The sequence below is a fragment of the Pseudomonas sp. AL 58 genome (assembly GCF_036348395.1).
Classification (GTDB): Bacteria; Pseudomonadota; Gammaproteobacteria; order Pseudomonadales; family Pseudomonadaceae; genus Aquipseudomonas; species Aquipseudomonas defluvii.
This window is the reverse complement of record NZ_JAZBQR010000013.1, coordinates 38,341-64,365: the sequence shown is the minus strand read 5'-3', so window position 1 is coordinate 64,365 and position 26,025 is coordinate 38,341. Positions and strand designations below refer to the sequence as shown.

Below are 26,025 nucleotides of genomic sequence, written 5' to 3'. Positions count from 1 at the left end.
TGGAGGGCCGGCGCCTGCAGGGGCTTTACGCGAGGCGCCGCGGCTCACATCAAGCGTAATAATCTACTGCACTGGAACCGATCACTACCTGGCGCTCGACAGCCTTGACGCCAGCATCAGCCTCCGCCTGCTCTGCGGCATCACCCGCCTCACCGCGTCGCCCGGCAACGCCGCTCAGGCGCGGGCCTTCTTGAGCACCCTGCTGCTGGCCGCGCGACTGATCGGAAACGTTGACATCCGGTTGCGCCAGGCCTTGCTGGGCAAACAACTCACGCAGACGATGAACCTGCCCTTCCAGCGCATCACGAACCACCACATGACCACTGACGAAGGTGATCTGGGCTGGCTGGTCCGCCGCCAGGTTGACGCGAATATCGAGGCGCCCCAGTTCAGCAGGCTGAAGCTGAATATCGGCCGACTTCAGGTTCTGGCTGGACAGGTACATGACGCGGTTGACCAACCCTTCAGTCCAGCCGCTCTGGTTCATCGCCAGCGGCTGATTAAGGGGCGCGGCCGGAACCGGCACGGCATTCGCGGTCTTGGCGGTTGCCGCCTGGGTCAAGGCGCTCAAGCGCTCGGCAAAGTTATCGACACGCGTGTCACTGGCAGCCCCCTTGAGATCTTTCAGGCCATCATCCATCAGCGCGCCAAAGGCTTTCTCTCCCGGCTCGCCCTGCTCCGCCTCAGCACCCGGCTTGTCGACGGTAGCCGCCAGTGTATTGACGGCAGACTGCCCCGGCGTCGCTTCTGGCTGTGGTTGAGCAGACTTGCCCGTTGGCGCGGCATTCACCGATGTGGTTCCCTGGGCCTGAGCACTCTGCTCCAACGCCAGGCGCAGCGTTGGCAAATCAGCAAGCGGATCGACATCGGGATCGAAAGGCGGCTCTTGTGGAGCGCTATCGCTGGCGGGCGCCTGCACCTGCGCTTGAAGCTGCGCAGCCTGCACCACTGGCGCCACCGCCTCGGCCTGAGCCTGAATCAATTGCGCCCCTGGCTGGGCATCAGTAACCTGGCCGGCAACCAGGCTCGGATCAAGCAACTGCGGGTCGGCCTGATCGGCTGAATCCTCTGTAGCTACAGCATCTTGCGCCAGCGCCGTGTCGGCAACCTGTGCGTCATCCTGGCCCTGAACCTCTTTTTTACTCGCGTTATCGGCAGGCAAGCTTTTGCCGCTACCGGCAACTTTCTGCTGCCCGTCCACCTTGGAATTGCCACTGCTGACGGTGTTGGCTGGCGCGAACGGCTTGTCAAAGGAAGGCCCGCCCGCGACTTTATCCTTGGACTGCGAAAGCACTTGGGAGAAGCCTGAAGCCTTGTCGCCAAGCGCCTGCTGCGACTTGTCCGATGACGCACCTGATGCGCGCGATGAATTGGCGACGGAGCCCGATTGCAGCAATGGGTTTGTGGCGACAGGCATGAAAGAGTCTCCGCGGCAGCGTGTCTGATACAGGAATGGAAAAGACGCTGCAAAAGTCACGCCAGGACGTAGCAACACTCAACGCCAGCCACACACATCACCCAATCTGAACCCGTTGTCGCTCCGCGCAATAGAGCTGACGAACCGCGGCATACTCACGATCAATGCGATTGATGAGGTCCTCGATGCCGTAGAGCGGGCGCTGCTTGACCCGTTCTTCAAGCTGCCGGCACAGCTCGGCCAGCGCCACTGCCCCCATATTGCTGGTACTGCCTTTGAAGCTATGGGCAGCCATCCCCAACTCCTCGGCGTTCTTGGCCTCATGGAGCTGGCTGAGGCGCGTCTCGGAGTCCGAGAGAAAAGTCTCGAGCAAGTACAAGTAGCCATCTTCCATGACTTCCTGCAAATCGCTCAGTACCTTGCGATCAATATGATTGTCAGACACTCGCTCACTCCTTGATCAAGCTTGATTATGCCTCAGACACCCAAGCGAACACTACGCACGCACGACGCCCGCCATCAAACCATTGCGCTTGCTGGCTCAAACCACGTATCAAGCTCAGGCCCCGGCCATAAAACCCATGCCCGCCCTGCGAACAGCCAAGGACGCGCTCGACATCGAAGCCCGCACCGCTGTCTTCGACCTCGATGGTCAGCCGCCCGCCCGAGGCGGCCGGCTCTACCTGCAGACGCAAGCGGATGCAGCCTTCCTGCAAGGCCTGTAGACGTCTGTTTCGCTCGCGGTAGTACTCGGTAAACCCACAGGCATCGCGCTTGAGCCTTGAATCAAGCGCCAGCACGCCGTGCTCCAGCGCATTGGAGTACAACTCGCTGAGCACACTGTGCAGCTCGCTACTCTGGGCGCGCAAACCGTGAATTTCCTGCAGCAGGTGCAACAGGAAAGGCAGCGGGTTGAAGCGCTTGAGGCTTTCGGCACGAAATTCGAGATTGAGCGACCAGTCCAACGGGCTGGACTGCCCGCTGTCGGTGTACGCCAGCGGCGGCAGCGACAGCGCGTGATGCTCGACCATGCACAGGTCCATCATGCTGACGTCATCACGTGGATGCCCACCAAAACGTGCCAACGCCATCTGGATATCGTCAAACAACTGCTCCGGCACCCGATTGGCAATGAGCACCTCACGCAAGCGCTCGACACCGAACAACTGCTCATTCTCATCACGGGTATCAACAACCCCATCACTGAGTAGAAACAGGCGATCACCCACCGTCATGGGCAGTACCTGCGTATGCTCATCGAACTGCTCAGGCGGCAGAACACCCAGCGGCAGAAAATGCGACACCAGCGGCAACGGCTCACCGCCACCGACCCGCAGCAGGTAGGCATCAGGCATCCCGCCGTTCCAGACCTCCACCGTACGCCGCTGAAAACTCATATTGAGCAGCACGGCACAGCAGAACATGTCCACCGGCAAGATGCGCTTGAGCTTGGCATTCATCTCACGCAAGGTTTCCGCCAGGCCGTAGCCCTTGGCCGTCATGCCGTAGAACACTTCCGCCAAGGGCATGGCGCCTACGGCGGCAGGCAAGCCATGGCCCGTGAAATCACCCAGCAGCACATGCATATCCCCAGACGGCGTAAAGGCAGCCAGCATCAAGTCGCCATTGAACAGCGCATAAGGGGATTGCAGGAAGCGGATGTTCGGCGAGCCAAGGCAGCCGGCATGCGCCACCTTATCGAATACGGCCTTCGCTACCCGCTGCTCATTGAGCAAGTGACGGTGATGATGGGCAAGCTGGTCTCGCTGCTCAAGCACCGTTGCCTGCAAACGACGCGTGCGCTCCATGGCTTTGATCTTGGCCGCCAGAATCACCTGGCTATACGGCTTGGCCAGAAAGTCATCCCCACCCGCCTCCAGGCAACGCACCAGCGCCTGTTCTTCACTTAGCGAGGTCAGGAAAATGATAGGTACCAAGGTTTCGCCGGCCAGAAGCTTGATCCTGCGCGCCGCCTCAAAACCATCCATGACCGGCATCAACGCGTCGAGCAGTACCAGGTGCGGTCGCTGCGCAGCAAACACAGCCACCGCCTGCTCGCCGTCTTCGGCCATCAATACCTGATGCCCTTGCTTGCGAACAATAGTGGCCAGCAGCAACCGATCAGTCGCACTGTCTTCGGCGATCAGCACCGTCAAGATATCCTGGCTTGGCATACTAACGCTCAACTGATGTCGAACAGCTTGTCAAAGTTGGAAATCGCCAGGATCTTGCGCACATCCGAACTGGTATTGACCATGCTGACCCGGGATTCGTCCCCACCCACATGGTCGCGCAGCAGCAACAACATCCCCAGCGCAGAACTGTCGAGATAGGTCGCCTCCTTGAGGTCGACCACGACAGTGCGCGGAGCGGAGTTTAGGTGCTCGTATGCCTCTCGAAATTCCCTATGCCTGCCGAAGTCAAACCGACCTTTAACGCGAATGGTCAATTTCCCGTCCTGGGAGAGCTCGGATTCCACAGCCATTTTGCGATTCCTTCGATGATGGCAATTGCAGACACAAGAAGGTGTAGCAGCCTCCCCCCACAACGGCAACCCGAACCGCGGTCAAAGATCAGTAACGATCATGTCGAGGCAGGCGCTGGGACAATTCGTCGAGCAATTTCTGCTCGCGCTTGTCCTCAACCATCCGCGCTTCGTCTATGTAGCGCTGCACCAGCTTGCGCAACCCTTCAACCCGCGCATAGGCCTGCTGCCAGGTAGCGCGGGCGTTGTTCAGGTTGCTTTTGTGCCAGGTGAGGCTCTGATGCTGCTGGGCCATGGCCGTGTCCAGCTGACTAAGAAAACGCTGGTAACCCATCAACCAGTTACCCGTGACCCCCTGCCCGCCGCGCTGCAGCCACTGCTGCTGATACTCTTCGCGAAAACGATCGAGTTCGGCAAGCTTGGCCTGTGCCATGTTCACCTGCTGCTGAAACTGACCGAGTCGCTGAGCCGCTTGCCGCTCATTGTTCTCGGCCATTTCCACCACGGGCGCAAGACGCGCCGCTCGACTGGGCTGGGCCATGATCTATCAGCCCGGAGCGACAGGCGCGAACACACTGGCCAACTGTTCGCCGCTCGCAGCGAGGCTGACGTTGTCGTTCAACCCCTGGCGCAGGAAGTGCACCAACTTCGGTTGCAGCGAAATCGCCAGGTCGGTCTCGCGGTCGCCCCCGGCAACGTAGGCGCCGACACTGATCAGGTCGCGGCTTTGCGAAAGGCGTGACCATAACTGCTTGAACTGCTGGGCCTGCCCCATGTGCTCAGGACTGACCACCTGCGGCATCACGCGACTGATGGAGGCCTCGATATCAATGGCCGGGTAATGCCCTTCTTCAGCCAGCCGCCGCGACAGCACGATGTGGCCGTCGAGTACACCCCGCGCCGAATCCGCAATCGGGTCTTGCTGATCGTCACCTTCGGACAACACGGTATAGAACGCAGTAATCGAGCCACCACCAGCCTCGCCATTACCGGCGCGCTCCACCAATTTAGGCAGTTTGGCAAACACCGAGGGCGGATAACCCTTGGTCGCCGGAGGCTCGCCAATGGCCAGGGCAATTTCCCGCTGCGCCTGGGCAAAACGTGTCAGCGAATCCATCAGCAACAGGACATTCTTGCCCTTGTCGCGGAAATACTCGGCGATACGCGTACAGTACATGGCAGCCCGCAAGCGCATCAGCGGTGCATCATCGGCAGGCGAGGCCACGACGACAGAGCGCTTCAGCCCCTCAGTACCCAGGATGTGCTCAATGAACTCCTTGACCTCACGCCCCCGCTCACCAATCAGCCCCACAACGATGATGTCGGCTTCGGTAAAGCGGGTCATCATGCCCAGCAGCACACTCTTGCCCACGCCGGTACCGGCGAACAGCCCGAGACGCTGGCCACGACCCACCGTGAGCAGGCCATTGATACTGCGGATGCCGACATCCAGAGGCTGGCTGATCGGGTCGCGGTTGAGCGGGTTGATCGTCGGGCCGTCCATCGGCACCCAATCCTCAGCCCGCATGCCGCCCTTGCCGTCCAACGCACGACCGGCCCCATCAAGCACCCGCCCGAGCATGCTCATACCCATCGGCAGACGACTGCTTTCAGCCAGCGGCACCACCCGCGCGCCTGGCGCAATACCCGCCACGCTGCCGACCGGCATCAGAAACACCTTGCCGCCGGAAAAACCCATGACCTCGGCCTCAACCTGCACCGGGTGATAGCTGTCGTCATTGATGACCACACACCGGCTGCCGACGGCAGCACGCAGGCCCTCGGCCTCCAGCGTAAGGCCAACCATGCGCAACAAGCGCCCTTCGACGACCGGCTGTGACGGCAAGGCAATTGCCTCGGCATAGGTGCCAAGGCGCTTGCCGAAGCTGGTACGGTCAAGGCGCATCGGGGGTGTCCAACTCGATGGTCAGGTCTGGCGCTGCCGGGTGCAGGCTCTGATCGTGCAACTGATCGAACAGTTGTGCCAAGGCCTTCTCGATACGGGTTTCCATGGTCGCGTCAATGCGGCTCTGGGCGGTCTCGATGCGGCACCCCCCTGGCAGCAGCGCTTCATCTTCAAGCAGGCGCCAATTTTCTTCGTGGCGCTCGCGCAGCGCCTTGGCCAATTCGAAATCCTGCGGATTGACGTGAATACGAATGTTCTCCGCGCCCATCGGCAGCAGCTTCAGGGCTTCGCGCAATACATGGGTAATTTGACTGGAGTCGGTGAGCAGCTCGCGACCAACGACCTGCCGAGTGATGTGCGCAACCAGGTGCACCAGGGACTTTTCGATCTGGACGTCCTGCTCGGCAATCGGCTCAAGCAAGTTGCTCATCAGTTGTTCAAGGCTGGCCAGCTTCGCGGCCAGGGCCACTTCGGCTTCTTGCCGAACCTTGAGCTGGGTACTGTGAAAACCTTCACGCTCACCGGTAGCGAACCCCTCGTTGTAAGCCTCCTGACGGATGCTCTCCAACTCCTCCAGGGTCAGCGGCTGGACCTCCTCCAGCGGCACTTCCTCGATCTCGTCTTCGACGATCTCGGGTTCCGGCTCGGGCTCGGGTTCTGGCTCCGGGTCGAACGAAGGTAAAGCCCAGCGATCGAATGCTTCCAGGTCGCCAGCGCGAATCAGTTCAGTTAAATGCTCGTTGGTCGACATGATTCCACGCGCTCAAAATAAAGCACCGTATCGGCACTGGCGTGCCAGCGATGCAGACACCGCGCACCTACCGGCATCGCATTGATCCCACCGCTGGCGCCGGCCCGAAAAAGGCCGACACCAGCGTGCGGGTCGTTAGATCATTTCCTCGGCGCCTTTGCCGCCAAGCACGATCTCTCCGGCTTCGGCCATGCGTCGGGCAATGGTGAGGATTTCCTTCTGTGCCGCTTCGACATCGCTGACGCGAACCGGCCCCTTGGCCTCAAGGTCGTCACGCAGCAGCTCCGAGGCACGTTTGGACATGTTCTTGAAGACCTTGTCCTTGACCCGCTCATCAGCACCTTTGAGCGAAACCACCAGCACGTCGGAGGACACTTCGCGCAGCAGCGCCTGGATACCACGGTCGTCGACGTCGGCAAGGTTGTTGAAGACGAACATGAGGTCTTCGATCTGCTCGGACAGGTCGCCATCCACATCGCGGATCGCGTCCATGAGCTGGCCTTCGACGGAGCTGTCGAGGAAGTTCATGATGTCCGCAGCACGCTTGATACCACCCAGCGTTGTCCGGGCAGCATTGGAGTTGCCCGAGAACTGCTTCTCGAGGATCTGGTTCAGTTCCTTGAGCGCCGCTGGCTGAACCGTATTCAGTGACGATACGCGCAAGATGATGTCCAGGCGCACCTTGTGGTCGAAGTTGCTCAGCACCTCGCCAGCCTGATCAGGGTCAAGGTAGGCCACGACAATGGCTTGAATCTGCGGGTGCTCGTAACGGATCACATCGGCTACCGCACGCGGCTCCATCCACTTCAGGCTGTCCAGGCCACTGGTGTTGCCGCCCAGCAGAATGCGGTCGATCAGGCCGTTGGCCTTGTCTTCGCCCAACGCCTGGGTGAGCATCTTGCGAATGTAGCCGTCGGAGCCGACGCCGAGGCTGGTCTGGTCGCCGACGATCTCGACGAACTCGCTCATCACCTGCTCGACTTGCTCGCGGTGCACGTTGCCCATTTGCGCCATGGCCACACCGACCCGCTGGACCTCTTTGGGGCCCATGTGCCGCAACACTTGCGCTGCGTCAGTCTCACCCAATGACAACAGCAGAATAGCGGCCTTGTCGACACGGGTCAGTTTGGCGGTAACCGCTCTGTTATCACTCATCGGCGTTGATCCACTCTTTCACGACCTGGGCCACGCGACCCGGGTCTTCGGCCACCAGGCTCTTGATTGCATTGAGCTGAGCATCATAGCCCTCGCTCGGGCTCGGCAAGAGAATGCTTTGCGGACCGCCAAGGGTTACCCGGTCATTGGCCAGTTCGCCATCCAGACCGATCATACCGCCCAGTTCCATGTCGCTATCGCCAGCGGCTTGCTTGCCATTACCGGTGATGTTGTTGAGCACAGGGCGCAACACACCAAATACCAGCACCAGGATAAAGAGCACGCCGAGCACCTGCTTGACGATGTCCCAGAACCAGGGCTGTGAGTAAAACGGAATATCGACGACTTCTTCACCACGGTCGGCAGCGAACGGCACGTTGATCACACTGACGCTGTCACCACGGCTGGCATCAAAGCCCACCGCGTCCTGGACCAGTCGGGTAAAGCGCGCCAAATCTTCGGCACCCCAAGGCGTGCGCGTGGCTTCGCCGGTGGCAGGATCGAGCTTGACCTGATCATCGACCACCACGGCTACCGACAGGCGCGTCAGACGCCCCTGCTGCTGACGGGTATGGCTGATGGAGCGGTCCAGCTCAAAGTTCTTGGTGGACTGCTGACGCTTGTCTGCCGGGTAAGGCGCGAGCATCGGCTGACCGGTTGCAGGGTCCATGACCTGCTGGCCGTTGGCATCAAGCAGCGGCTGCCCTGGTTGAATCATGCCAGCGGCGGCCTGTGCCTGGCCGGTCTGCTGTGGCGCAGAGGCCGGGCCGGGCGGCTGGTTGCTCAGCGCCCCAGGTACGCCTTGCGGCCCCATGCTGCTGGAGCGCTGTTCGTTGACCGACTGCTCGCTGCGCAGGGCGGGCTGGTCCGGATTGAACTGCTCGGAGGTCGACTCGACAGCACTGAAGTCGACGTCGGTGGACACTTCAGCCTTGTAGCGGTCATTGCCCAGCACCGGGTTCAGGATGTTGTGTACGCGCTGGGTCAGCATGCTTTCCATGCGGCGGCTGTAATCGAACTGCTTGCCGGCCATGGTCAGTTCAGAGTTCTGCACCTGATCGGAGAGCAGGTTGCCCTTCTGGTCAACCACGGTGACCTGAGACTTTTCCAGCTCCGGTACGCTGGTTGCTACCAAGTTGATAATGGCCATCACCTGGCCAGGCTCCAGGCCACGCCCAGGGTACAAATCAACCAGAATCGAGGCACTGGGCTTGCGCTCATCGCGCACGAACACCGAGCTTTTCGGGATGGCCAGATGGACCCGCGCACCCTTGACGTTGCTCAGGCTGGAAATGGTCCGTGCCAGCTCACCTTCCAAGCCGCGACGGTAGCGGGTCGCTTCCATGAACTGGCTGGTCCCCAGCCCTTGTTCCTTGTCGAGAATTTCGAAACCGACATTGCCATCGCTCGGGGCTACGCCCGCAGCAGCCAGTTTCATCCGGGCACGGGAAATGTCTTCGGCCTTGACCAGCAATGCGCCCGAATTGGGCTCGACGTTGTACGGAATGTCAGCAGCGGCCAGTGTTTCCATGACCTGCTTGGTGTCCATGCCGGTGAGGCTGCCATACAGCGGACGGTAGTCGGGCTGCTGCGACCAGAGCACCACGGCAAAGCCAATCGCAACGCTCGCGGCAAGGCCGACCAGCAAGCCGACCTGACGCAATACCGGCATCTGCGAAATATTTTCCAGAAACGACAAGCCGAACAGGGGCGGCTTGGGTGCTGGTGGCCTGCTGTTGGCTGGCACGTTATCGACGACTGCTTCGGCCATGACTCAATCTCGCCCTTAAACCGGCATCTGCATGATGTCTTGATAGGCCTGCACCAGCTTGTTGCGCACCTGGGTCAAGGCTTGAAAGGAAACACTGGCTTTCTGCGAAGCGATCATGACGTCGGTGAGGTCGACGCCGCTCTTGCCGACTTCAAACGCGTTGGCCAGTTGCGTAGACGCGTTCTGGGTGTCGCTGACCTTGTTGATCGCCTGGCCGAGCATGTCGGCAAAATTGCTGGAGCCAAGCTCAGACGCTGGCGCAGCAGCCTTGGGCATGGACATCGCGTCCATTTGCATGGCGCGCATGTCCAACATCAATCGATTAAATTCAACACCTTGGCTCATGGACTTCTCTCTCCGACGGCCCGCATTTTTTTGACACTCACGCAGCGGATACGCTGGACTTAGCAACAAGAGTGCCAGCTACGTATGCGAGCCGAATAAAAACTCTAAATAACCGCGACTTTACCCGCCCGAGGCGTACAGGCTGGCCTCGACATCCATCCCCGCATCACGCATTTGCGCAAGCTTGTAACGCAGGGTTCGCGGGCTGATGCCCAATCGCTCGGCGGCCTCTTTGCGGCGACCGCGCTCGGCGCGAAGGGTGTCGATGATCATCTGGAACTCATGCCGACGCAAGTCATCACCCAACCCAGTAGCTTCGGGCGTGCTCAGCGAAGGCGCGCACGACTGCGGCTCGACTGCACTTGGCGTCAGTGCGGGCAAAGCACCGGCCAGGCAAAAATCCTCAGCCTCAATCACGCCACCCTGCTGCAGAATCAGCGCACGCTGGATGGCATTGTCCAGTTCCCGAACGTTGCCAGGCCATGGATACGCTTGCAGGCACGCTTGCGCCCGGGGCGACAGCACCACCGCAGCGTGTTTCATTTTATTGACGTGGCGCGCCAGCAGGCGCTCGGCCAGCGGCAGAATATCGGCGCTGCGCTCACGCAAGGGGCGCCAGGCCAGGGGAAACACCGACAAGCGATAGTAGAGGTCTTCGCGGAACCGTCCAGCCGCCACTTCACCGGCCAAATCACGGTTGGTGGTTGCAACTACGCGAATATCCAGCGCAATCGGCTTACGCCCGCCAACCCGCTCCACCTCGCGCTCCTGCAGCACACGCAAAAGCTTGGCCTGCAGGCCAAGCGGCATTTCGGAAATCTCATCGAGCAGCAAAGTACCGCCATCCGCCTGCTCGAACTTCCCCGCCTGAGCGGCAATGGCCCCGGTAAATGATCCCTTCTCATGCCCGAACAAGGTTGCTTCAAGCATGTTGTCGGGAATCGCCGCACAGTTGATCGCCACAAACGGCTGACTGGCCCGGGGCGACTGCTGATGAATGTAGCGCGCCAGCACCTCTTTGCCGGTACCGGACTCACCAGAAATCAGCACCGTAGAATCACTGCGCGCAACCTTGGCTGCCAACTCCAGCAGTTGCGCACTGGCGGGCTCACGCGCTACCGGGCCATCGCCCTCTGCCTTGTCGAACGCACCCACGGCATGGCGCCCCACCAGATCAAGCAGGGCGCGAGGCTCGAATGGCTTGACCAGGTAATCGACAGCCCCTTGGCGCATGGCCTGCACCGCACGCTCAACAGCGGCATGCGCGGTCATCAACAGTACGGGCAACTGGGGCTGGCGCGCCCGCAACAGCTCCAGCAACTGATGACCATCCATGCCCGGCATGTTCACATCACTGACCACCAGGCTGAAGGCCTGTTCAGCAACCACCGCCAGCGCTTCCTCTGCCGAGCCTACCGCCAGATAGTCGAAACCACCGAGCATCAGGGTATCGCCAAGCGCTTGGCGCAGCACCCGATCATCCTCAACCAGCAACACCTTGATCGCCGTCACGCCATACCCTCCTGCGCACCGATCAACGGCAAGCTGACGCGGGCACAGGTGCCTCGCCCGGGACGAGAGCGCAACTGCAACTCACCCTGGTGCGCTCGCGCCACCGCCTTGACCACCGCCAAGCCCAAACCGGTGCCGGTCGCCTTGGTGGTCAGAAACGGCTCACCCAAGCGAGTGAGCAGCCCCGAATCGATACCAGCCCCGGCATCACTCACGCACACATGCAAAAGTTGCTCTCGGCGGTACAGGTGAATTTTCAAACGGGCCTGGCCCGCACTGGCCTGCACAGCGTTTTCAATCAGGTTGAGCAACGCCCCCACCAAGGTGTCGCGATTGCACAATAGATCGCCCAGATGGCTGTCGCACTGCCAGCGCACAAGATGCCCCTGAACGTGGGGATGTGCCGCCTGCTGCAAGGCCTGAAACAGCGCCTTGGGTGTGAGGCGATCGGTTAACGGCAACTCGCCCCGCGCGAACACCAACATGTCGCGCACCTGATGCTCGAGCTCGTGCAAACGTTCCTTCAGCGTACTGGCGAAACGCTGCTGGGTTTGCGCCGGCAAGGTCTGCTCCGCCAAGTGACTGGCGTAAAGCAGGGCTGCCGACAACGGGGTACGAATCTGATGAGCGAGCGAAGCAACCATGCGCCCCAGCGATGACAGTCGCTGATGACGTGCAAGTTGGTCCTGAAGGTGGCGGGTCTCGGTCAGGTCGTTGAGCAGCACCAACTGACCCGGCTCGGCGTCCAGCGAGCGGGTGGCGATCGACAGACGCCGACCATCACGCAACGATACCTCGTGACCGTCATCTTCACGCGGCGCAAAGCTGCGAGCGATCACGTGACGCCATAGCTCACCGCCCAACGGCTCGCCCAGCAGTTCACGTGCGGCCGGGTTGGCTTCACGCACACGCCCCGCCCCATCGATGACAATGACGCCACCCGGCAGCAAATCCAGGAGATTCTGCAGGCGATTGGCCAAACGCTCTTTCTCGGCCAACTCTGCCATTCGCTGGGCACTGACCACCGCCAACTCACCCTTGAGTTCGGTGACGCGCGCCTCAAGCAGGTTGTAGGATTGACTGAGCTGTGTCGACATCTGATCGAACAGGGCAAAGGCCTGCTCAAGACCATTACGACTGTCCTGCTCAGAGGTGTTCGCTCCCTTCAGCTCAGGGAGACTGGAGATGGTAGCGGCGTGGGGCATCGTGCTCTCTCGCGTGGCTCACCGTCATAAAACGGTATGTTGCCAGCGGTATAGCAATAGCCGTGCCGGATAATTTTCACGACAAGACCACGAGCCCTGAGAGAAACGGCAGGAGCCAACGGTAACGGGCACCACAGCCCTGCAAAAAATAGGGGCATTGGTGGCGACAGCAGGTGCTCTGCCAGTGTCACCACCCGACAGGCGTCAATCTTCTGCCTGCTCGTCCCCCTCACGTCGACTCATGCCGTACTTGCGCATTTTTTCGACCAACGTGGTACGCCGGATACGCAAACGCTCCGCAGCACGTGCCACCACGCCACTGGCATCGTCCAGCGCCTGCTGGATCAAACCCTGCTCGAGGCTGCCGAGGTAATCCTTGAGGTCCAACCCTTCGGGCGGCAGCATGGCGTGATGGGAGAAGTTTGGCGTGTGCCCATTGATTGCCACGCGCTCCTCAAGATCAGAGCGCAAACTGTCGACCAGATGCTCGTCTTCATCATCGACATAACGGAACTTCTTGGGCAGCTCGGAGACCCCGATCACCCCATAAGGGTGCATGATCGCCATGCGCTCGACCAGGTTGGCCAGCTCGCGAACGTTGCCCGGCCAACCATGACGACACAGCGACATGATCGCCGCCGAGTTGAAACGGATAGAGCCACGCTTTTCGTGCTCCATGCGCGAGATCAACTCGTTCATCAACAACGGGATGTCTTCGACACGCTCTCGCAGGGGAGCCATCTCGATCGGGAAAACGTTAAGCCGGTAGTACAGGTCTTCGCGGAAGGAGCCCACCTCGATCATGCTCTCGAGGTTCTTGTGAGTCGCCGCAATGATTCGCACGTCGATGCTCTGGGTCTTGTTACTACCTACGCGTTCGAAGGTTCGCTCCTGCAACACCCGCAGCAACTTGACCTGCATCGGCAGCGGCATGTCGCCAATTTCATCAAGGAACAGGGTGCCGCCATTGGCCAACTCGAAACGCCCGGCACGACTGGTGATAGCGCCGGTGAAAGCCCCCTTCTCATGACCGAACAATTCGCTTTCCAGCAGCTCTGCCGGGATCGCACCGCAGTTGACCGGCACGAAAGGCGCTTCGCGGCGCTTGGAATGATAATGAAGGTTGCGTGCAACCACTTCCTTGCCGGTGCCCGACTCGCCCAGGATCAATACACTGGCGTCGGTATCGGCCACCTGCTGCATCATTTGCCGCACATGCTGGATTGCACGGCTGGTGCCGACCAGGCTGCGAAACAGGTTCGGCTCACGCTGTCGGCCACGCTCACGGGCAGCATCGTACATCTCGCGATACACCTGGGCACGGTGCAACGAGTCCAGCAATTTGCTGTAGCTGGGCGGCATTTCAAGACTGGACAGCACGCGGCGGCGCAACTCTTCGGGCAGGTCGACCGAAGAAATTTCGCCCAATAACAACACGGGAAGGAACTCATCCCAGGCTGCCACTGTCTTAAGCAAGCCCGAAAGACTTGCCGGAGCATTCACAGCACCAATCAGGACGCAAAGTACTTCACGACTGGATGACAACGACTCGACGACCTGCTGCCAGTCCTGGCTTGAGCAGGGCAAATTGTCTTCGCCGAGAAAATTCAGGACCACCGCCAAATCGCGGCGGCGGACACTGTCGTCATCGATCAGGAGAATTTTGGTTTCACGCCACATGCAATAGCAACTTCCCTAGTCAACTCAGCGCCCCACTTTCAGGGCTTGCTCGACATCATTCCGACTGAACTGTCAGTGCTTGGACGTCAACATTTAGAAAACAGCCACTAGTTAAGTCAAAAAGCCGCACACAGTCAAATTTATGGCGCACTTCTTTCTCGAATCGGCCAGCGTCAAGTGAAGAGATGGTATACCTTTGCCGCGTTTTTGGCTTGTCGGATCTGTGCCAGTTCATCGACTATTGTTTGACGCTCACCACTTGCAACCTCAATTAATTGCCGGTAGACACCGAGCAACTCCTCAAGTTTGATGCGCAGCACAGCTTCATCCAGCTCTGGCTCGCCCAGCACATCATCGACGCAAAGACGGCAATTCACATCCAGATCACTGATCGCATCCCAATCACGGTTGGCCAATGCACCCAGCAATGCATCGCGGGTTTGTTCAATACGCTCGAGCACGGCGCTCATCACAACCTCCTCGGCGCAAGCGAATTATTCGCCAATTGCGTCCCAGCCTTCCTTGACGGTAATCAGCAAACGAGCGACCTCGTTGAGGATTTCCGGATCGTTCTGCACATTGGCCTCGACCAGACGCTTGCTCATGTAAGCATACAGGCTGTCCAGGTCCGCCAATGAATCGGCATGGTTTTCCAGATCCAGACCTTCGCGCAAGCCACCGACAATACCGATGACCTTGCCGATCAGGATGCCTTTCTGGGCGATATCATTGCGCGCCATGGCGCCCTTGGCCTGAGCGATACGGTCCAGGCCGCCCTGCATCAACATTTGTACCAAACGGTGCGGGCTAGCCTCGGAGGTTTGCGCCTGGCCGTTAACTTTCTGGTACTGCCGAAGGGCCAACATAGGGTTCATGTTCTACCTCGTCACACAAAAGGGTTCGTATACCGGCTGTATCGACAGCGTGTCAAAAAACTTTAGCCACAACGCAAAAAGCCCGGCACACCCCAAGGGTGACGCCGGGCTTTTGGCACCGCCAATCGATCAGGAGTTCTTCTGCTGCGCAGTGATCGCATCAAAGATCGAGGTGATGCTGTTGGCTTGCGCCTTGAGCTTGCCCACCACGGTATCCATGGCGATGTACTTCTTGGTCAGCGAAGCTGTCAACTGCTCGACACGGCGGTCAAGGTCCGACTGCTGCTGATCGAGTCGTTTCTGCAGCGTATTCAAATTATTGGTACGCGAAGTCAGAATGCCATCGGTCTTGATGTAGGGATCAATGGCCTTGTTCATGCGCTCGAAGACGCCGTTGGTACCCGTGAAGAGCTCCTGCACCTCACTGCCCAGCTTCTTGTCATTCATGGCAGCGGTGAACTTGGTGCTGTTGAACTCAAGCGTGCCATCTCGCTGGGTATTGATGCCCAACTGACTCAACGTGGTCAGACGATCACCAGACCCGACGTTTGCCAACTCCGCACGAATGCCGGACAACAGCGAACGCGTAGTCGGGTCGCCCGTGAGAGAACCGAGTACCGTATTGCCATCGGCGTCCGTACTGGTCGCCGTCAGCGCGTTTACCGCCTTGACCATCGTATTGTAGGCATCGACGAACTGCTGTACAGAAGCCTTCAGCCCGTCATTGTTGGCACCGACCGTTACCTTGGTGGTGGTGGCTGCATCAGCGCTCTTCGCAACGAGATCAAGTGTGATACCGCTGATGGCATCCTTGACGGTATTGGACTTGCTGGTGACTTCCAGGCCATCAATGGTCAGCTTTGCGTCCTGAGCCTTCGCATTGATAAACCCGGCACCGTTCGGGCTGGTCGCCATCGATTGGGTACCATCGATATCAATGCCGGTAGTGCCACCCGTCACCTTGATATCAGAACCCGCACCTGTGGTGGTAGAACCCAGCACCAGGCGCGCACCGCCAGACTCATTGATGATGTTCGCACTGATGCCGTTCACTGCAAGGGCGTCGTTGATCGAGTCACGCACGCTCTGTAGCGTGGCGCCATCACCGATGCTTACCGTATAGGTCTTGCCGTTCTGCTCAATGGTCAGGTCGCCCTTCGGAATCGGGGTCGCAGCACCACCTTCGGCCGTCGTATACAACCTGCTGGCCACCTTGGAGCCCGTCGCCAATTGGGAGACATTGACTTCATAGGTACCGGGAACTGCAGTATTGCTTGCCGTAGCCTTGAGAACACTCTCATTGGCAGACGTGGCAGCATAGGCATTGAATGCAGGCGCCGTGCTGTCATTCAGCTTCTTCATGGAAGCCTGATAAGCTGCCAGCGCACTCTTGAGCGCACCTACACCGGAGATATAGGCCTTGTTGTTGGTCGTCTGCCGGGTAATCTGGGCCTGCTTGGCGGCCGTGTCGGAGTTGACCAGCGCCTCGACGATCGAACTGATATTCAGCCCCGAGCCGATGCCTGTAGTGGAGGTAATTGGACTTGCCATTCTTAATCCCTCTAGGTTTCGCGCTTCCCTAGCCCAGCGAGACTAGCGAACACATGGTAAGTCTGCCAGTTCAGGCCTTCGCGTTGAACAGCAGGCTATTTACATCGCTGAGGCTATTAGCAATCTTCAAGACTTCTTCCGAGGGAATCTGGCGAACCAGTTCACCTGTCTCGCTAGCGATGACTTTGACCACAATCTTGCCGGATTCTTCGTCCGTGGAGAATTCGAGATTTCGTCGGTTTGAGGCCAGGAATTTTTCGATTTCCTTGACAGCGCTCTTCACCTTATCGGTATCGGGCACACCCTTGTCGGCTGTATCCCGCGACGGCTCACTCTGTTTTGCCGTGGCTTTTTCGGCGACCTGCTCGGTGGGTCGCACCGCCGGGTAAGACTGGTTCAGCTTCACGCTCATATCCATGTCTGTCACCTCTTAATGCAAAAGGCGGGGGAGCGCCAAAAACGCACTCCCCCGCCGATAACCATCAGGCGATTACTGAAGCAGCTTCAGTACGGCAGATGGCAGCTGGTTGGCTTGAGCCAGAACCGAAGTCGACGCTTGTTGCAGAGTTTGCTGCTTGGTCAGCTGAGCAGTCTCGGCAGCGAAGTCGGTGTCCTGTACGCGGCCACGAGCAGCTTCGGCGTTTTCGTTGATGTTTTGCAGGTTGTTGATGGTGCTGGTCAGACGGTTCTGCGAAGCACCCAGGTCAGCGCGCTTGTCGTTGATGGTCTGCAGTGCGGTGTCGATTGCAGCGATAGCAGCTTTGAAGTTGGTTTCAGCTTCAGCGCTGTCTGCACCACTGACCGAGATCTGGGTACTGTCAACGTTCAGAGTGGTAGCGTCGAACGAAGTGTCCAGCTTGATGGCGATCTGGTTGTCTGGACCGGAGTTCGAACCAACCTGGAAGGTCATGGTGCTGGCAGTACCGTCGAGCAGGTTCTTGCCGTTGAGCTGGGTGCTCTTGGCGATACGGCTCAGCTCGTCGGACATTGCCTGGAATTCTTTGTCCAGAGCGGTACGGTCGGTGCTGCTGTTGTTGTCGTTTCGCGACTGGACAGCCAGTTCACGCATACGCTGCAGAATGTTGGTCTGCTCTTGCATCGCGCCTTCAGCGGTCTGGGCGATGGAGATACCGTCGTTGGCGTTTTTGATAGCCATGGTCTGACCGCGGATCTGCGAGGTCATACGGGTAGCGATCTGCAGGCCAGCAGCGTCGTCTTTGGCGCTGTTGATTTTCAGGCCGGAAGACAGACGAGTCATCGAGGTGCTCAGCGCGTCGGAAGCACGGTTCAGGTTCTTCTGAACGCCCAGCGAAGTGACGTTGGTGTTTACGGTTAATGCCATGACGAATTCCTCGTTTGTGGGATACTGCGGCTTCCGGCCTTGGCAACCGCCGGGTTTGGCCTAGAGAACCTTCGTAATAGTTATCGTCGTCAAGGCACGTTGCTTTAGGGATTTTTTGAAAATTTTTACTGGCATCGTGCCAGCCCAATGAAATCAAGGGTTTGACGCCATAAAAACAGCGCCGCCCTCCCTCCATCACACCACCCAACGCCCCCGTGAAGCGCTCGCAAGCATGCAGCACCTGCATCGCTGGCAAGCCTGCGCCAGTAAACCTGGAACCCGAAAAAGAACGCCCTGAAAAAACGAACCCCCGCTAAAAAGCGGGGGTTCGTCAACAGTCGCAGTGCTTAGTCTGCACGCTGGAGGATCGCCGACCCCCAGGACAGACCAACACCAAAACCACTCAATGCAACACGTTTGAAACCCGACTCAAGCACGTGCTTTTCCAGCAACAGCGGAATGCTCGACGACACGGTATTACCCGTCTCGACCATGTCTTTGATGAACTTCTCCGGGTCGTCCTCGAAACGTCGCGCAACCGCATCGACGATGGCCGCGCTGCCCTGATGAATACAGAACGCATCGATATCTGCCGGCTGCAGGCCGCTTTCACTCAGCAACTCATGCAGGTGGGCCGGGACCTTGAGCAAGGCAAAGTTGAACACCTGACGCCCGTTCATGAAAAACACACCGTCAGTGACCTTCAGGTGTGCTGCACCAGAACCGTCGGTACCGAACTTGGCTTTACCCAACTGCCACGGTGCATCTTCGCCCATCCAGGTAGCAGTGGCCGCATCACCAAACAGCATGGTGGTATTGCGGTCTTCCGGATCGACGATCTTCGAATAAGGGTCAGCCGTGATCAGCAGGCCGTTCTTCAGGCCTGTGGCTTCCATGAAGCCCTTGAGCGCGTAGATACCATAGACGTAGCCCGAGCAGCCCAGCGAGATATCAAACGCAGCCACATGAGTCGGCAGGCCCAGTTTGTCCTGAACGATGGCAGCGGTATGCGGCAAGCCTTCTTCGTCACCATTCTGAGTGACGACAATCAATGCATCGATGGATTCACGCGAAAGCTGCGGGTTGGCCGCAAACAAGGCATTGGCAGCTTCTACACAGAGGTCCGAGGTTTCCTGAGCGACGTCTTTGCGTGGCAGGAAAGCGGAACCGATCTTGCCCAGGATGAAAGCTTCATCCTTTTCGAATTTTGCGCCTTGAGCGTAGTTGTCCACGCCAGCGGCCGGCACGTAACTGGCGATGCTTTTAATGCCAATCATATGGCTTCCCATTAATTAACAACTGAATACCCGCCGCTCGCACAGTGGAGAGGCACCGACAATCAGGGATGTTTGCCACCAAAAAACGCGGCGAAGCAGGCTGCCAGGCATGCCTGGCAGGCACATACCGGATGGCAGGGCGATTCCCGGTCCTGACAATATACAGTGAAGATGCGCGATATGACTCGCAGGTCACGCTTAATTTGCCGAATTGCTGACAAGCCAACAACACCCAGACCAATGGATTACACATCGAAAAAGCCGAAATTGCCGGCGATGCTTTTCCTTTCTATCGAGATTCAGTCGCTAAAGTCAGCCACCTCGAATCCTTCCGATCCTTCACTTGAATACCCTTCCCAACCTCGCTAACCTTCGCCCTGTCACTGCAAATTCAGTGACCGGGCGTCGCGGCCCGTATAGCAAAAGGCGCTACAGCGCCCCACCAACACAATTCCAGGCGCTTTTTTTGTGCCCGTTTTCTGTGCAATGGCGGCTGTGCGTGGGAGACCTTCGGGTCTGCCGAGTTCCTTTTGCCTCGGTCCGCGAACCCGCGCACAGCTGCCACCCTATCGTTTCGCGGCGATGACTGGCAGCTCCATTGCAAAAGGAGTTCACCATGCACAAAGTCGTCCCTGACCCTCCACCCACCTGCACCTTGCAAAGAACCGCCAGCGCCACTTTCGGCTCTTGCGAAGGTAGCCATGACCCGCTATTCAGCGTTCGCCCCGGCATCAATGCAGAAGATGCGCTGATACACCTGTCCATTCTTCTACGTTCCGCCTACGCCACCAACGCAAAAGCCTGTGAGGTGGTCGACAACCAAACCCGCAGCGTGCTCTGGTCCACCCGCACCAGCATTGAGATGGCACTTGGACTGGTAGAAGCGCTACTCGATGGCATAGAGGTACAACCGCCTCACCCACTACAGAGCGGCTGAGCGCTCTATATGCCCGATCGGAGAGCCGCATTGCATGGGCCATCCGCTCACGCAGTGCAGGTGACTCCGAGCAAGGCCGCTTAGGTCACACCCAGGGCACGCCTATAAAAAAGCCACGAGCGCCCTTAGGCGCTCGTGGCTTTTGATCAGTGGCTTACTGGGCGGTTAACCGACCAGCACCTCCCACTCCACAGCCGTTGGAGCACCCAGGCCAAAGGTTTTGCCCATGCGCGCATGGTTCGCGTTATAAGCCGGATCGTTTTCCAGATAACCCGGCCACTTCTCACGCAACGCCTGCAGAGCCGCTTCCTCATGCATGACCGTGCCGTGATGAATCACCTGCACCTGTGGCGTCCATACCGTCAGGTAACCCGCCTGAGCGGACTTGAGGCACAGATCGACATCGGCGTAATGCGCCATGAACGCGGCTTCATCCAGGCCTTCAAGCGCCAGATAAAGTTCCTTGCGGATCATCAGGCACGCGGCGGATACGGCCGAAACGTTATGTTCGACCTGTAGCCGTCGCATATAGCCTGGCGCCTCCTTGCCTTCACCTGCCAGAGCCGGCGCAACCCCCGGCCCAAAGCCCAACACCAGGCCGGCCTGAGTGACCGTGCCGGCAGCGTCGAGCAACTTGCCACCCACGATACCGACCTCTGGGCGCTGCGCTTGGTTAAGCATGCTTTCCAGCCAATTGGCATTGACCACCTCGCCATCGCTGGCCAGCAACACCAGGTACTCGCCAGCAGCTTGTTGACAGGCCAGATTGGTCATTGCCGACGGGCTGATGGTTCGCTCGCTGCGCACCACCCGAATACGATCACCACCTGCGCTCAGGCTCGCCAACCACGCCAGCAATTGCGGCGACTGGCTGTTGTTGTCGGCAATGACAATCTCGTGACTCCGGTAACGGGTACGCTGCAGCACACTGACCAGGCAGGTCTGCAACTGCTCCATATTGTCCTGGCAGTAAAGGACAATCGATACCAGCGGACGCGCTTCATGACGGTAGTCGATCTGGTAAGTGCCAGGTTTCGCCGAACCGATCTGCGCGGCATAACCACGCTGCGCCACTTGGCGCGCCAGGCTTGCACGCTCATGCTCACTGGCGTCAAAATCTCGCGCTTGGCTGATCAGCAGCGGCTCTGCCAGGTGCGCCAGCCCGGCCAAGCCGTCCTGCCCGATCAGACGGAGCAACAGGTCGAATTCCAGCGCCTGAGCGAACTCGGCGTCATAACCGCCCGCCTCAAGCAGCAACTCGCGGCGCACCAGCCAATGCCGTGCCATCAGCCCAGGCACACTCTGCAGCATGTCGAGGCTGGCGCCTGGGCGCAACACCTCCACCAAGGTTCCGTCGGCCTGACGCATGACCTCGTCCATTGCCACTGCACGGCAGCCGTCGGCCTCCAGCAACTCCAGACTGGCGCGCAGCAGGCCGCCAGCGGTGAAGCGGTCGCCAGCCTCGGCAAGGATCACCCAATCGGTGCCCAGCGTAGTGATCGCCCGGTTGAGTTTGTCGACATGATCCTCAGCCGTGACCTTGACGAAGTGTACGGTCTGCTCCGGTGTCGTGTTGGCGGGCAAATCGCCCGTGGTCAGCACCACAACCTTGAAAGCCTTGCAATGGCCCGCCATCAAGCTGTCGAAGGTCGCCTGCAGCTTGAACATGTCGGCATCCAGGTCCAACAGCAGAATGCCGAAGGTCGGACCACCAGCATGACGAGCCAGACGCTTATTGGCCAGACGAACCTGGACAGCTGTTGGATTGCGCGCTTCCAGCCAGTTCAGCAAACGCCCAGACGCCATGCTGTCGAGCAGCACGCTGCGATCATAAGCGGGCACGCTGCACAAACGCTCAAGCCAACATTGAAGCGGTGCAATTTCTTCATCATCGCCGATGGCACGCAGCGACGTCAGCAAACGCTCTACCACCGTACGGTTGAACGGGCTCAACCCCAAAGCTTCCCATAAGCGACTCGTGATCGTGCGTTCGGTGTCATTCGCATGAACCTGCATCAGTTCCGACTGACGCAGCAAGATCGGCTCCAGCTCCTGAAGCTGCAAGCGACCCGCCGGCATGGAATGAATCAGGAACTCAATACGTGCAAGCAGATCGAACATCGTCTTGTTATAGAACGGCATCTCGACGAACTGTTTCTCGCCAAAGAAGCGCACAGGTTCCGCCCCCGGCTGTGACCACTCGGAACGAACGATCATGCAGGCTTCCAGCGCCCGCCCGCTTTGCAAGCCACTGGCCATTGCGGTGAAGCTCATCAGCGCGATGTGCTTGATCTGATCTGGCGTCTTGTTGCGAAAGCCCATCGGTGTCGACGCCAGGAACTGAGCAAACGCCTCACGCTCGGCCACGGACTTGGCGTCGGTGTAGGTCAATACGGTCAAGACATTGGTATTGTGCTCGGAGCCACCGTAGTTGACCTCTCGCACAGCATAGGGAATGGGCAGGATCCTGGCCTTGGCACAGGCAAGCAGGTAGAACGCGTGACCAATTTCCTGCCATTCAAAACTGGTATTGGCCGGCAACACGGCATACCACTGCTGCAGCAGGTCGGTGCGCGTCACCGCATAGAACGGCGGCAAGAACTGCCCGAGGAAGTCCAGCACCCGCTCTTCGGAAAGATCAGAGTTGTAGTCTTCACAAACCCGCTTGTCTCGGCGATAGAAATTCACCTCGGTGCCACGCGCCAGGTACATCATGCCGTAGCCATGGCATAACCCATACTCGGGATTTGCCTCAAGGAAGGCTACGGATTCAGCCAACGCATCGTGCAGGAGGAAATCGTCGTCAGCAGCAAAAGCCATGTAAGGCGTGTTGACCTGTGCCACGCCGTAGACCAGCTTGTCTTGAAGGCCCTTGTAGCTGAACGCCGGCAGGTGGCGATAATCCACCTCAGGATAATCCTGGACAAGATCGTCTGCCGCCTCGCGCGAAGAGTCCAGTACCAGCACTTTACCGCTAAAGCCTTGGTAGTACTGCAGCGTACGACGCAAGAAAGCCGGCCGTTCATGACTGATAATGACCAGCGTAAAACGCTCTTTCAGCGCTGCGCCTTCTTGTGCAATGTGTTCAACGTGCATATCACTTTCCTGCCGGCCACTGGGGCCTGTGCGCTTTAGACCAGAGAATTCAACGAACCCGACGCAGATAGCCGTCCGGCGCCACACTAATCAGCAATTTGTCGTTCATTTGCTGATCGATTTCGAAATCGCCGTTTTCCTCCAGGTAGGCCCAGACCGCAGTCTTCGGGTTATCACCTGGCCCCCAGGGGCGATCAGGAAAAGCATCGGCCGGCATGTTTTCAACCACCGTGTCCATCACTACGCAGTAGCTGCCCACCGAAACGAGTGGCGCATACAGCCGCAGCTCCTCAAGCACATGCTCATGGGTATGGTTGGAATCGAGTACCAAAATAACCTTCTTGCCCTCCGCAAGCGCACGAACCTGTTCGACGACGCCCAAGTCAACGCTGGACCCCTCGATCATGCGGATCCGCTTGAACATCGGATGGCTTTCGATGGCCTGGCGGTTGTGTGGACGAATATCCCTGTCGATACCGAGCACCTCACCGTGCCCTTGCAGCTCCAGCAGCGAGGCGTAGTAGATAATCGAGCCGCCATGGGCAATACCGCACTCGATCACCAGGTCCGGCTTGATGTTCCAGATCAGCTCCTGCATTGCCATCATGTCCTGAGGCAATTGAATGATGGGGCGCCCCATCCACGAGAAGTGATAACTGTACTTATGCCGGGCCGATTCATTAAAAAAGTCACGCGCCAGGCCTTTTAGCGTTTCGTTCTGGCCCTGAGCTTCAATCTCTGCCTTGCACTCAGCTTCAAAAGCCTGATGTACGTTATTGTTGGTCATGTGAGGTCTCACTGATTGTCATTGAAACGAGGCGCTGTCTACGGCGTGGTAGACATAGCGCTCATCGGTCATGCGCTTGATTTCTTCAAGGTAGTTCGAGTTCATTACAAACAGGTTTGCGCCGTCCGGCAGGCTATCCAGCGCCTCTTGCGGCGATGACACGCGCAAACCACTGAGCGGCAGGTAACGCCCCTGCTTGGCCGGATTGATGTCGACCACATGGTCCACCGCAACGCCAGCGCGCTGCAGGAACAGTGAATAGATGACCCCCTTGGATGAAGCCCCCCAGATCGCTGCGCGCTGATCGGGAGCCTCTTTGATGATCCGTACTGCGCGCTCCAGGCTGGAGGTGAAGCTTGCCGGCATCTGCAGTGCGGATTCGTCAGTAAGTGGCGCGCGCAAACTGGCAAGGTCGGCAACAACATAGAGGTACTGACCGCCAAACAGATGGCCAGCTTCGTGAACGGTGCCAAAGATCCGACGAAGGTCATCGAGCCGGAAGTAATTGACATGCTCGTAAAACACGTCAAACCATGCCTGATGCTTAACGATCCACTCAAAGCACGGTACTTCGATGTAGATTTTTCCACCCTGGTTGGCGGCGGCGATCTCGCTCAGGAACGCCAGCGGATCAGCCATGTGCTCCAGAACATGGCGCAAGACAATACCCTCGGCGGACAGCCCCAACTGACGCGTGAAAGGTGCCTTGATCACATCAGGATTATCACCTTCGTAGGAAGGGTCAACGCCAGTGATGGTGTAGCCCCGCTCGCGCAGCAGCTCCAGGAAGTAACCTTTCCCGCAACCGACCTCAATCAAGCGCTGCCCACTGAAGTGGCGCGCCAGAATCTGTTCGACATCCCCCAGGTGTTTCTGAAACTGTGTCGAATGCGCCTGCTCGTTCTGGTAGTCCGCATCGTAGATCAGCTTGCTGGCATCAAACGCCTGATTGAAGATCAGGCCACTCTGCTCATCCTGAACCAGTACGATATCCGCACATCCACTGGCACGTGCCTCTTCGGCAGTCGCAAAAGTACGGTTCTGCAAAACGGGCAAGCCTTGTGCCCGGTATAGCTCATGCGTCATGCCGCTCTCCTGTCAGGTCTCGCAAACGCTCGGTCGAGCCCCAGAACGCCATTGGTTCATGATGCGAATAGGGGTAATGCCCCAGGTTCAAGGTAATCGCCGAATGGCGCTGGCGAACCCGCTGTTCGACCAGTGCCCGAACCGACACAGGCTTGCCGCTGCAGCAGTTGATCACACCGGAAAACGCTCGCTGTTTCAGCACGCCCAACAGCAGCCCGGCGGCTTCTTCGATTTCCAGATAGTCGCGCAACTGCTCCCCCGCCGACATGTTGAATTGTTCATCGCCGGCATCGATGGCGCGGTCCAGGCTGGCCAACAGGCTGTTGGGGGCTTGTCCGGGGCCATGTAGATAGAACAACCGGGCCCACTGCAGAGTGAATGGCTGCTCACGCTGCAGATTTTCCAGGAACAGCCTCAAGGTATGTTTGGCCAGACCGTACGCCGTATTGGGTTGCGCAGGGCATTGCTCGCTCAACTGACCGTTATGCAGGCCGTATTCAAAACAGGTACCCGTCACCAGGACCTGCTGCACACCCGCCTCGACGACTCGCTTGAGGAAAGCGTAGTCAGCCGGCAAGTTGCGCTCGAAATGAAACAGCGCCTGATAGTTCGGCAAGCCTGGCCAGGCCAGATGGGCAACCGCGTCCACACCCTCGACCAACGCATCGATTTGCAACGACGCGGCATGCACATCGACGGCCAGGAACTCGACCTGATCAAACCAGGGCAATTCCCGCGCCAGCTCGAGTCGCCGGGCAACAGCCCGCACTGCAATGCCTTCAGACAGCAATGCAGCGACCAGATGTCGTCCTACAAATCCGGTAGCACCGGTAACCAGAACCTTCAT

The 26,025-nt window shown here is 58.8% G+C and carries 24 protein-coding genes; 1 reads left to right on the top strand and 23 read right to left on the bottom strand.

Annotated elements, in window-relative coordinates:
- Positions 1-49 precede the first annotated feature (49 nt).
- From UIA24_RS15520 to UIA24_RS15430, 19 genes are all read right to left on the bottom strand, one after another.
- Complete coding sequence (locus tag UIA24_RS15520) at positions 50-1,417, bottom strand: flagellar hook-length control protein FliK (RefSeq protein WP_330523231.1); 1,368 nt, start codon at positions 1,415-1,417, stop codon at positions 50-52.
- Between the two features lie 97 nt (positions 1,418-1,514).
- Complete coding sequence (locus UIA24_RS15515; RefSeq protein ID WP_099773926.1) at positions 1,515-1,862, bottom strand: Hpt domain-containing protein; 348 nt, start codon at positions 1,860-1,862, stop codon at positions 1,515-1,517.
- Positions 1,863-1,887: 25 nt separating this feature from the next.
- The gene (locus tag UIA24_RS15510; protein WP_330523230.1) at positions 1,888-3,591 is read right to left on the bottom strand and encodes an ATP-binding SpoIIE family protein phosphatase; all 1,704 of its coding nucleotides are present in this window, start codon (positions 3,589-3,591) and stop codon (positions 1,888-1,890) included.
- Positions 3,592-3,599: 8 nt separating this feature from the next.
- Complete coding sequence (locus UIA24_RS15505) at positions 3,600-3,902, bottom strand: STAS domain-containing protein (RefSeq protein ID WP_099773924.1); 303 nt, start codon at positions 3,900-3,902, stop codon at positions 3,600-3,602.
- Positions 3,903-3,990: 88 nt separating this feature from the next.
- Positions 3,991-4,443 carry a flagellar export protein FliJ gene (gene fliJ / locus UIA24_RS15500; protein WP_099773923.1) on the bottom strand — a complete coding sequence of 151 codons (453 nt, stop codon included), beginning with the start codon at positions 4,441-4,443 and terminating at the stop codon, positions 3,991-3,993.
- 6 nt (positions 4,444-4,449) lie between these two features.
- The gene (gene fliI / locus UIA24_RS15495) at positions 4,450-5,808 is read right to left on the bottom strand and encodes a flagellar protein export ATPase FliI (RefSeq protein WP_099773922.1); all 1,359 of its coding nucleotides are present in this window, start codon (positions 5,806-5,808) and stop codon (positions 4,450-4,452) included.
- Positions 5,798-6,559 (bottom strand): flagellar assembly protein FliH, encoded by a 762-nt coding sequence (fliH, locus tag UIA24_RS15490; RefSeq protein WP_330523229.1) that lies wholly within the window; start codon positions 6,557-6,559, stop codon positions 5,798-5,800. Before fliH ends, fliI begins: the two co-directional genes overlap by 11 nt.
- Positions 6,560-6,694: 135 nt before the next feature.
- A complete protein-coding gene (gene fliG, locus UIA24_RS15485; RefSeq protein WP_065759987.1) occupies positions 6,695-7,714 on the bottom strand; it encodes a flagellar motor switch protein FliG in 1,020 nt (339 codons plus the stop codon).
- Positions 7,707-9,485: a flagellar basal-body MS-ring/collar protein FliF gene (fliF, locus tag UIA24_RS15480; protein ID WP_330523228.1), complete on the bottom strand. Its 1,779-nt coding sequence runs from the start codon at positions 9,483-9,485 to the stop codon at positions 7,707-7,709. Before fliF ends, fliG begins: the two co-directional genes overlap by 8 nt.
- Positions 9,486-9,500: 15 nt before the next feature.
- Positions 9,501-9,830: a flagellar hook-basal body complex protein FliE gene (gene fliE, locus UIA24_RS15475; protein ID WP_065759985.1), complete on the bottom strand. Its 330-nt coding sequence runs from the start codon at positions 9,828-9,830 to the stop codon at positions 9,501-9,503.
- 120 nt (positions 9,831-9,950) lie between these two features.
- Entirely contained in the window at positions 9,951-11,342 is a 1,392-nt protein-coding gene (locus UIA24_RS15470) for a sigma-54-dependent transcriptional regulator (RefSeq protein ID WP_330523227.1), read from the bottom strand.
- Complete coding sequence (locus tag UIA24_RS15465) at positions 11,339-12,547, bottom strand: sensor histidine kinase (protein ID WP_330523226.1); 1,209 nt, start codon at positions 12,545-12,547, stop codon at positions 11,339-11,341. Before UIA24_RS15465 ends, UIA24_RS15470 begins: the two co-directional genes overlap by 4 nt.
- 204 nt (positions 12,548-12,751) lie before the next feature.
- A complete protein-coding gene (locus UIA24_RS15460) occupies positions 12,752-14,227 on the bottom strand; it encodes a sigma-54 dependent transcriptional regulator (protein WP_330523225.1) in 1,476 nt (491 codons plus the stop codon).
- A gap of 173 nt (positions 14,228-14,400) precedes the next feature.
- On the bottom strand, positions 14,401-14,697 hold the full coding sequence (locus UIA24_RS15455) for a flagellar protein FliT (protein ID WP_099773916.1): 297 nt from the start codon (positions 14,695-14,697) through the stop codon (positions 14,401-14,403).
- 24 nt (positions 14,698-14,721) lie between these two features.
- Entirely contained in the window at positions 14,722-15,102 is a 381-nt protein-coding gene (fliS, locus tag UIA24_RS15450; RefSeq protein ID WP_065759980.1) for a flagellar export chaperone FliS, read from the bottom strand.
- A 129-nt stretch (positions 15,103-15,231) separates the two neighbouring features.
- On the bottom strand, positions 15,232-16,653 hold the full coding sequence (gene fliD, locus UIA24_RS15445; RefSeq protein WP_330523224.1) for a flagellar filament capping protein FliD: 1,422 nt from the start codon (positions 16,651-16,653) through the stop codon (positions 15,232-15,234).
- A gap of 70 nt (positions 16,654-16,723) precedes the next feature.
- Positions 16,724-17,071: a flagellar protein FlaG gene (locus tag UIA24_RS15440; protein WP_099773913.1), complete on the bottom strand. Its 348-nt coding sequence runs from the start codon at positions 17,069-17,071 to the stop codon at positions 16,724-16,726.
- A 72-nt stretch (positions 17,072-17,143) separates the two neighbouring features.
- A complete protein-coding gene (locus tag UIA24_RS15435) occupies positions 17,144-17,995 on the bottom strand; it encodes a flagellin domain-containing protein (RefSeq protein ID WP_330523223.1) in 852 nt (283 codons plus the stop codon).
- Between the two features lie 347 nt (positions 17,996-18,342).
- On the bottom strand, positions 18,343-19,272 hold the full coding sequence (locus UIA24_RS15430; RefSeq protein WP_330523222.1) for a ketoacyl-ACP synthase III: 930 nt from the start codon (positions 19,270-19,272) through the stop codon (positions 18,343-18,345).
- A 616-nt stretch (positions 19,273-19,888) separates the two neighbouring features.
- Here UIA24_RS15430 and UIA24_RS15425 point away from each other — a divergent pair.
- Positions 19,889-20,209 carry a DUF6124 family protein gene (locus UIA24_RS15425; RefSeq protein WP_330523221.1) on the top strand — a complete coding sequence of 107 codons (321 nt, stop codon included), beginning with the start codon at positions 19,889-19,891 and terminating at the stop codon, positions 20,207-20,209.
- A 165-nt stretch (positions 20,210-20,374) separates the two neighbouring features.
- On the opposite strand, the gene UIA24_RS15420 is transcribed toward UIA24_RS15425, so the two are convergent.
- The 4 genes from UIA24_RS15420 to UIA24_RS15405 are packed head-to-tail and all read right to left on the bottom strand — an operon-like array spanning position 20,375 to position 26,025.
- Positions 20,375-23,305: a TIGR00180 family glycosyltransferase gene (locus UIA24_RS15420; RefSeq protein ID WP_330523220.1), complete on the bottom strand. Its 2,931-nt coding sequence runs from the start codon at positions 23,303-23,305 to the stop codon at positions 20,375-20,377.
- 49 nt (positions 23,306-23,354) lie between these two features.
- On the bottom strand, positions 23,355-24,092 hold the full coding sequence (locus UIA24_RS15415) for a cephalosporin hydroxylase family protein (protein WP_330523219.1): 738 nt from the start codon (positions 24,090-24,092) through the stop codon (positions 23,355-23,357).
- An 18-nt stretch (positions 24,093-24,110) separates the two neighbouring features.
- On the bottom strand, positions 24,111-25,178 hold the full coding sequence (locus UIA24_RS15410) for a class I SAM-dependent methyltransferase (protein ID WP_330523218.1): 1,068 nt from the start codon (positions 25,176-25,178) through the stop codon (positions 24,111-24,113).
- A complete protein-coding gene (locus UIA24_RS15405; RefSeq protein WP_330523217.1) occupies positions 25,168-26,025 on the bottom strand; it encodes an NAD-dependent epimerase/dehydratase family protein in 858 nt (285 codons plus the stop codon). Before UIA24_RS15405 ends, UIA24_RS15410 begins: the two co-directional genes overlap by 11 nt.

Excerpts from the sequence above, each read along its gene's own strand:
- UIA24_RS15520 (WP_330523231.1), bottom strand. The coding sequence starts at position 1,417 with ATGCCTGTCGCCACAAACCCATTGCTGCAATCGGGCTCCGTCGCCAAT.
- UIA24_RS15510 (WP_330523230.1), bottom strand. The coding sequence starts at position 3,591 with ATGCCAAGCCAGGATATCTTGACGGTGCTGATCGCCGAAGACAGTGCG.
- UIA24_RS15505 (WP_099773924.1), bottom strand. The coding sequence starts at position 3,902 with ATGGCTGTGGAATCCGAGCTCTCCCAGGACGGGAAATTGACCATTCGC.
- fliJ (WP_099773923.1), bottom strand. The coding sequence starts at position 4,443 with ATGGCCCAGCCCAGTCGAGCGGCGCGTCTTGCGCCCGTGGTGGAAATG.
- fliI (WP_099773922.1), bottom strand. The coding sequence starts at position 5,808 with ATGCGCCTTGACCGTACCAGCTTCGGCAAGCGCCTTGGCACCTATGCC.
- fliH (WP_330523229.1), bottom strand. The coding sequence starts at position 6,559 with ATGTCGACCAACGAGCATTTAACTGAACTGATTCGCGCTGGCGACCTG.
- fliG (WP_065759987.1), bottom strand. The coding sequence starts at position 7,714 with ATGAGTGATAACAGAGCGGTTACCGCCAAACTGACCCGTGTCGACAAG.
- fliF (WP_330523228.1), bottom strand. The coding sequence starts at position 9,485 with ATGGCCGAAGCAGTCGTCGATAACGTGCCAGCCAACAGCAGGCCACCA.
- fliE (WP_065759985.1), bottom strand. The coding sequence starts at position 9,830 with ATGAGCCAAGGTGTTGAATTTAATCGATTGATGTTGGACATGCGCGCC.
- UIA24_RS15465 (WP_330523226.1), bottom strand. The coding sequence starts at position 12,547 with ATGCCCCACGCCGCTACCATCTCCAGTCTCCCTGAGCTGAAGGGAGCG.
- UIA24_RS15460 (WP_330523225.1), bottom strand. The coding sequence starts at position 14,227 with ATGTGGCGTGAAACCAAAATTCTCCTGATCGATGACGACAGTGTCCGC.
- UIA24_RS15455 (WP_099773916.1), bottom strand. The coding sequence starts at position 14,697 with ATGAGCGCCGTGCTCGAGCGTATTGAACAAACCCGCGATGCATTGCTG.
- fliS (WP_065759980.1), bottom strand. The coding sequence starts at position 15,102 with ATGAACCCTATGTTGGCCCTTCGGCAGTACCAGAAAGTTAACGGCCAG.
- fliD (WP_330523224.1), bottom strand. The coding sequence starts at position 16,653 with ATGGCAAGTCCAATTACCTCCACTACAGGCATCGGCTCGGGGCTGAAT.
- UIA24_RS15440 (WP_099773913.1), bottom strand. The coding sequence starts at position 17,071 with ATGGATATGAGCGTGAAGCTGAACCAGTCTTACCCGGCGGTGCGACCC.
- UIA24_RS15435 (WP_330523223.1), bottom strand. The coding sequence starts at position 17,995 with ATGGCATTAACCGTAAACACCAACGTCACTTCGCTGGGCGTTCAGAAG.
- UIA24_RS15430 (WP_330523222.1), bottom strand. The coding sequence starts at position 19,272 with ATGATTGGCATTAAAAGCATCGCCAGTTACGTGCCGGCCGCTGGCGTG.
- UIA24_RS15425 (WP_330523221.1), top strand. The coding sequence starts at position 19,889 with ATGCACAAAGTCGTCCCTGACCCTCCACCCACCTGCACCTTGCAAAGA.
- UIA24_RS15420 (WP_330523220.1), bottom strand. The coding sequence starts at position 23,305 with ATGCACGTTGAACACATTGCACAAGAAGGCGCAGCGCTGAAAGAGCGT.
- UIA24_RS15415 (WP_330523219.1), bottom strand. The coding sequence starts at position 24,092 with ATGACCAACAATAACGTACATCAGGCTTTTGAAGCTGAGTGCAAGGCA.
- UIA24_RS15410 (WP_330523218.1), bottom strand. The coding sequence starts at position 25,178 with ATGACGCATGAGCTATACCGGGCACAAGGCTTGCCCGTTTTGCAGAAC.
- UIA24_RS15405 (WP_330523217.1), bottom strand. The coding sequence starts at position 26,025 with ATGAAGGTTCTGGTTACCGGTGCTACCGGATTTGTAGGACGACATCTG.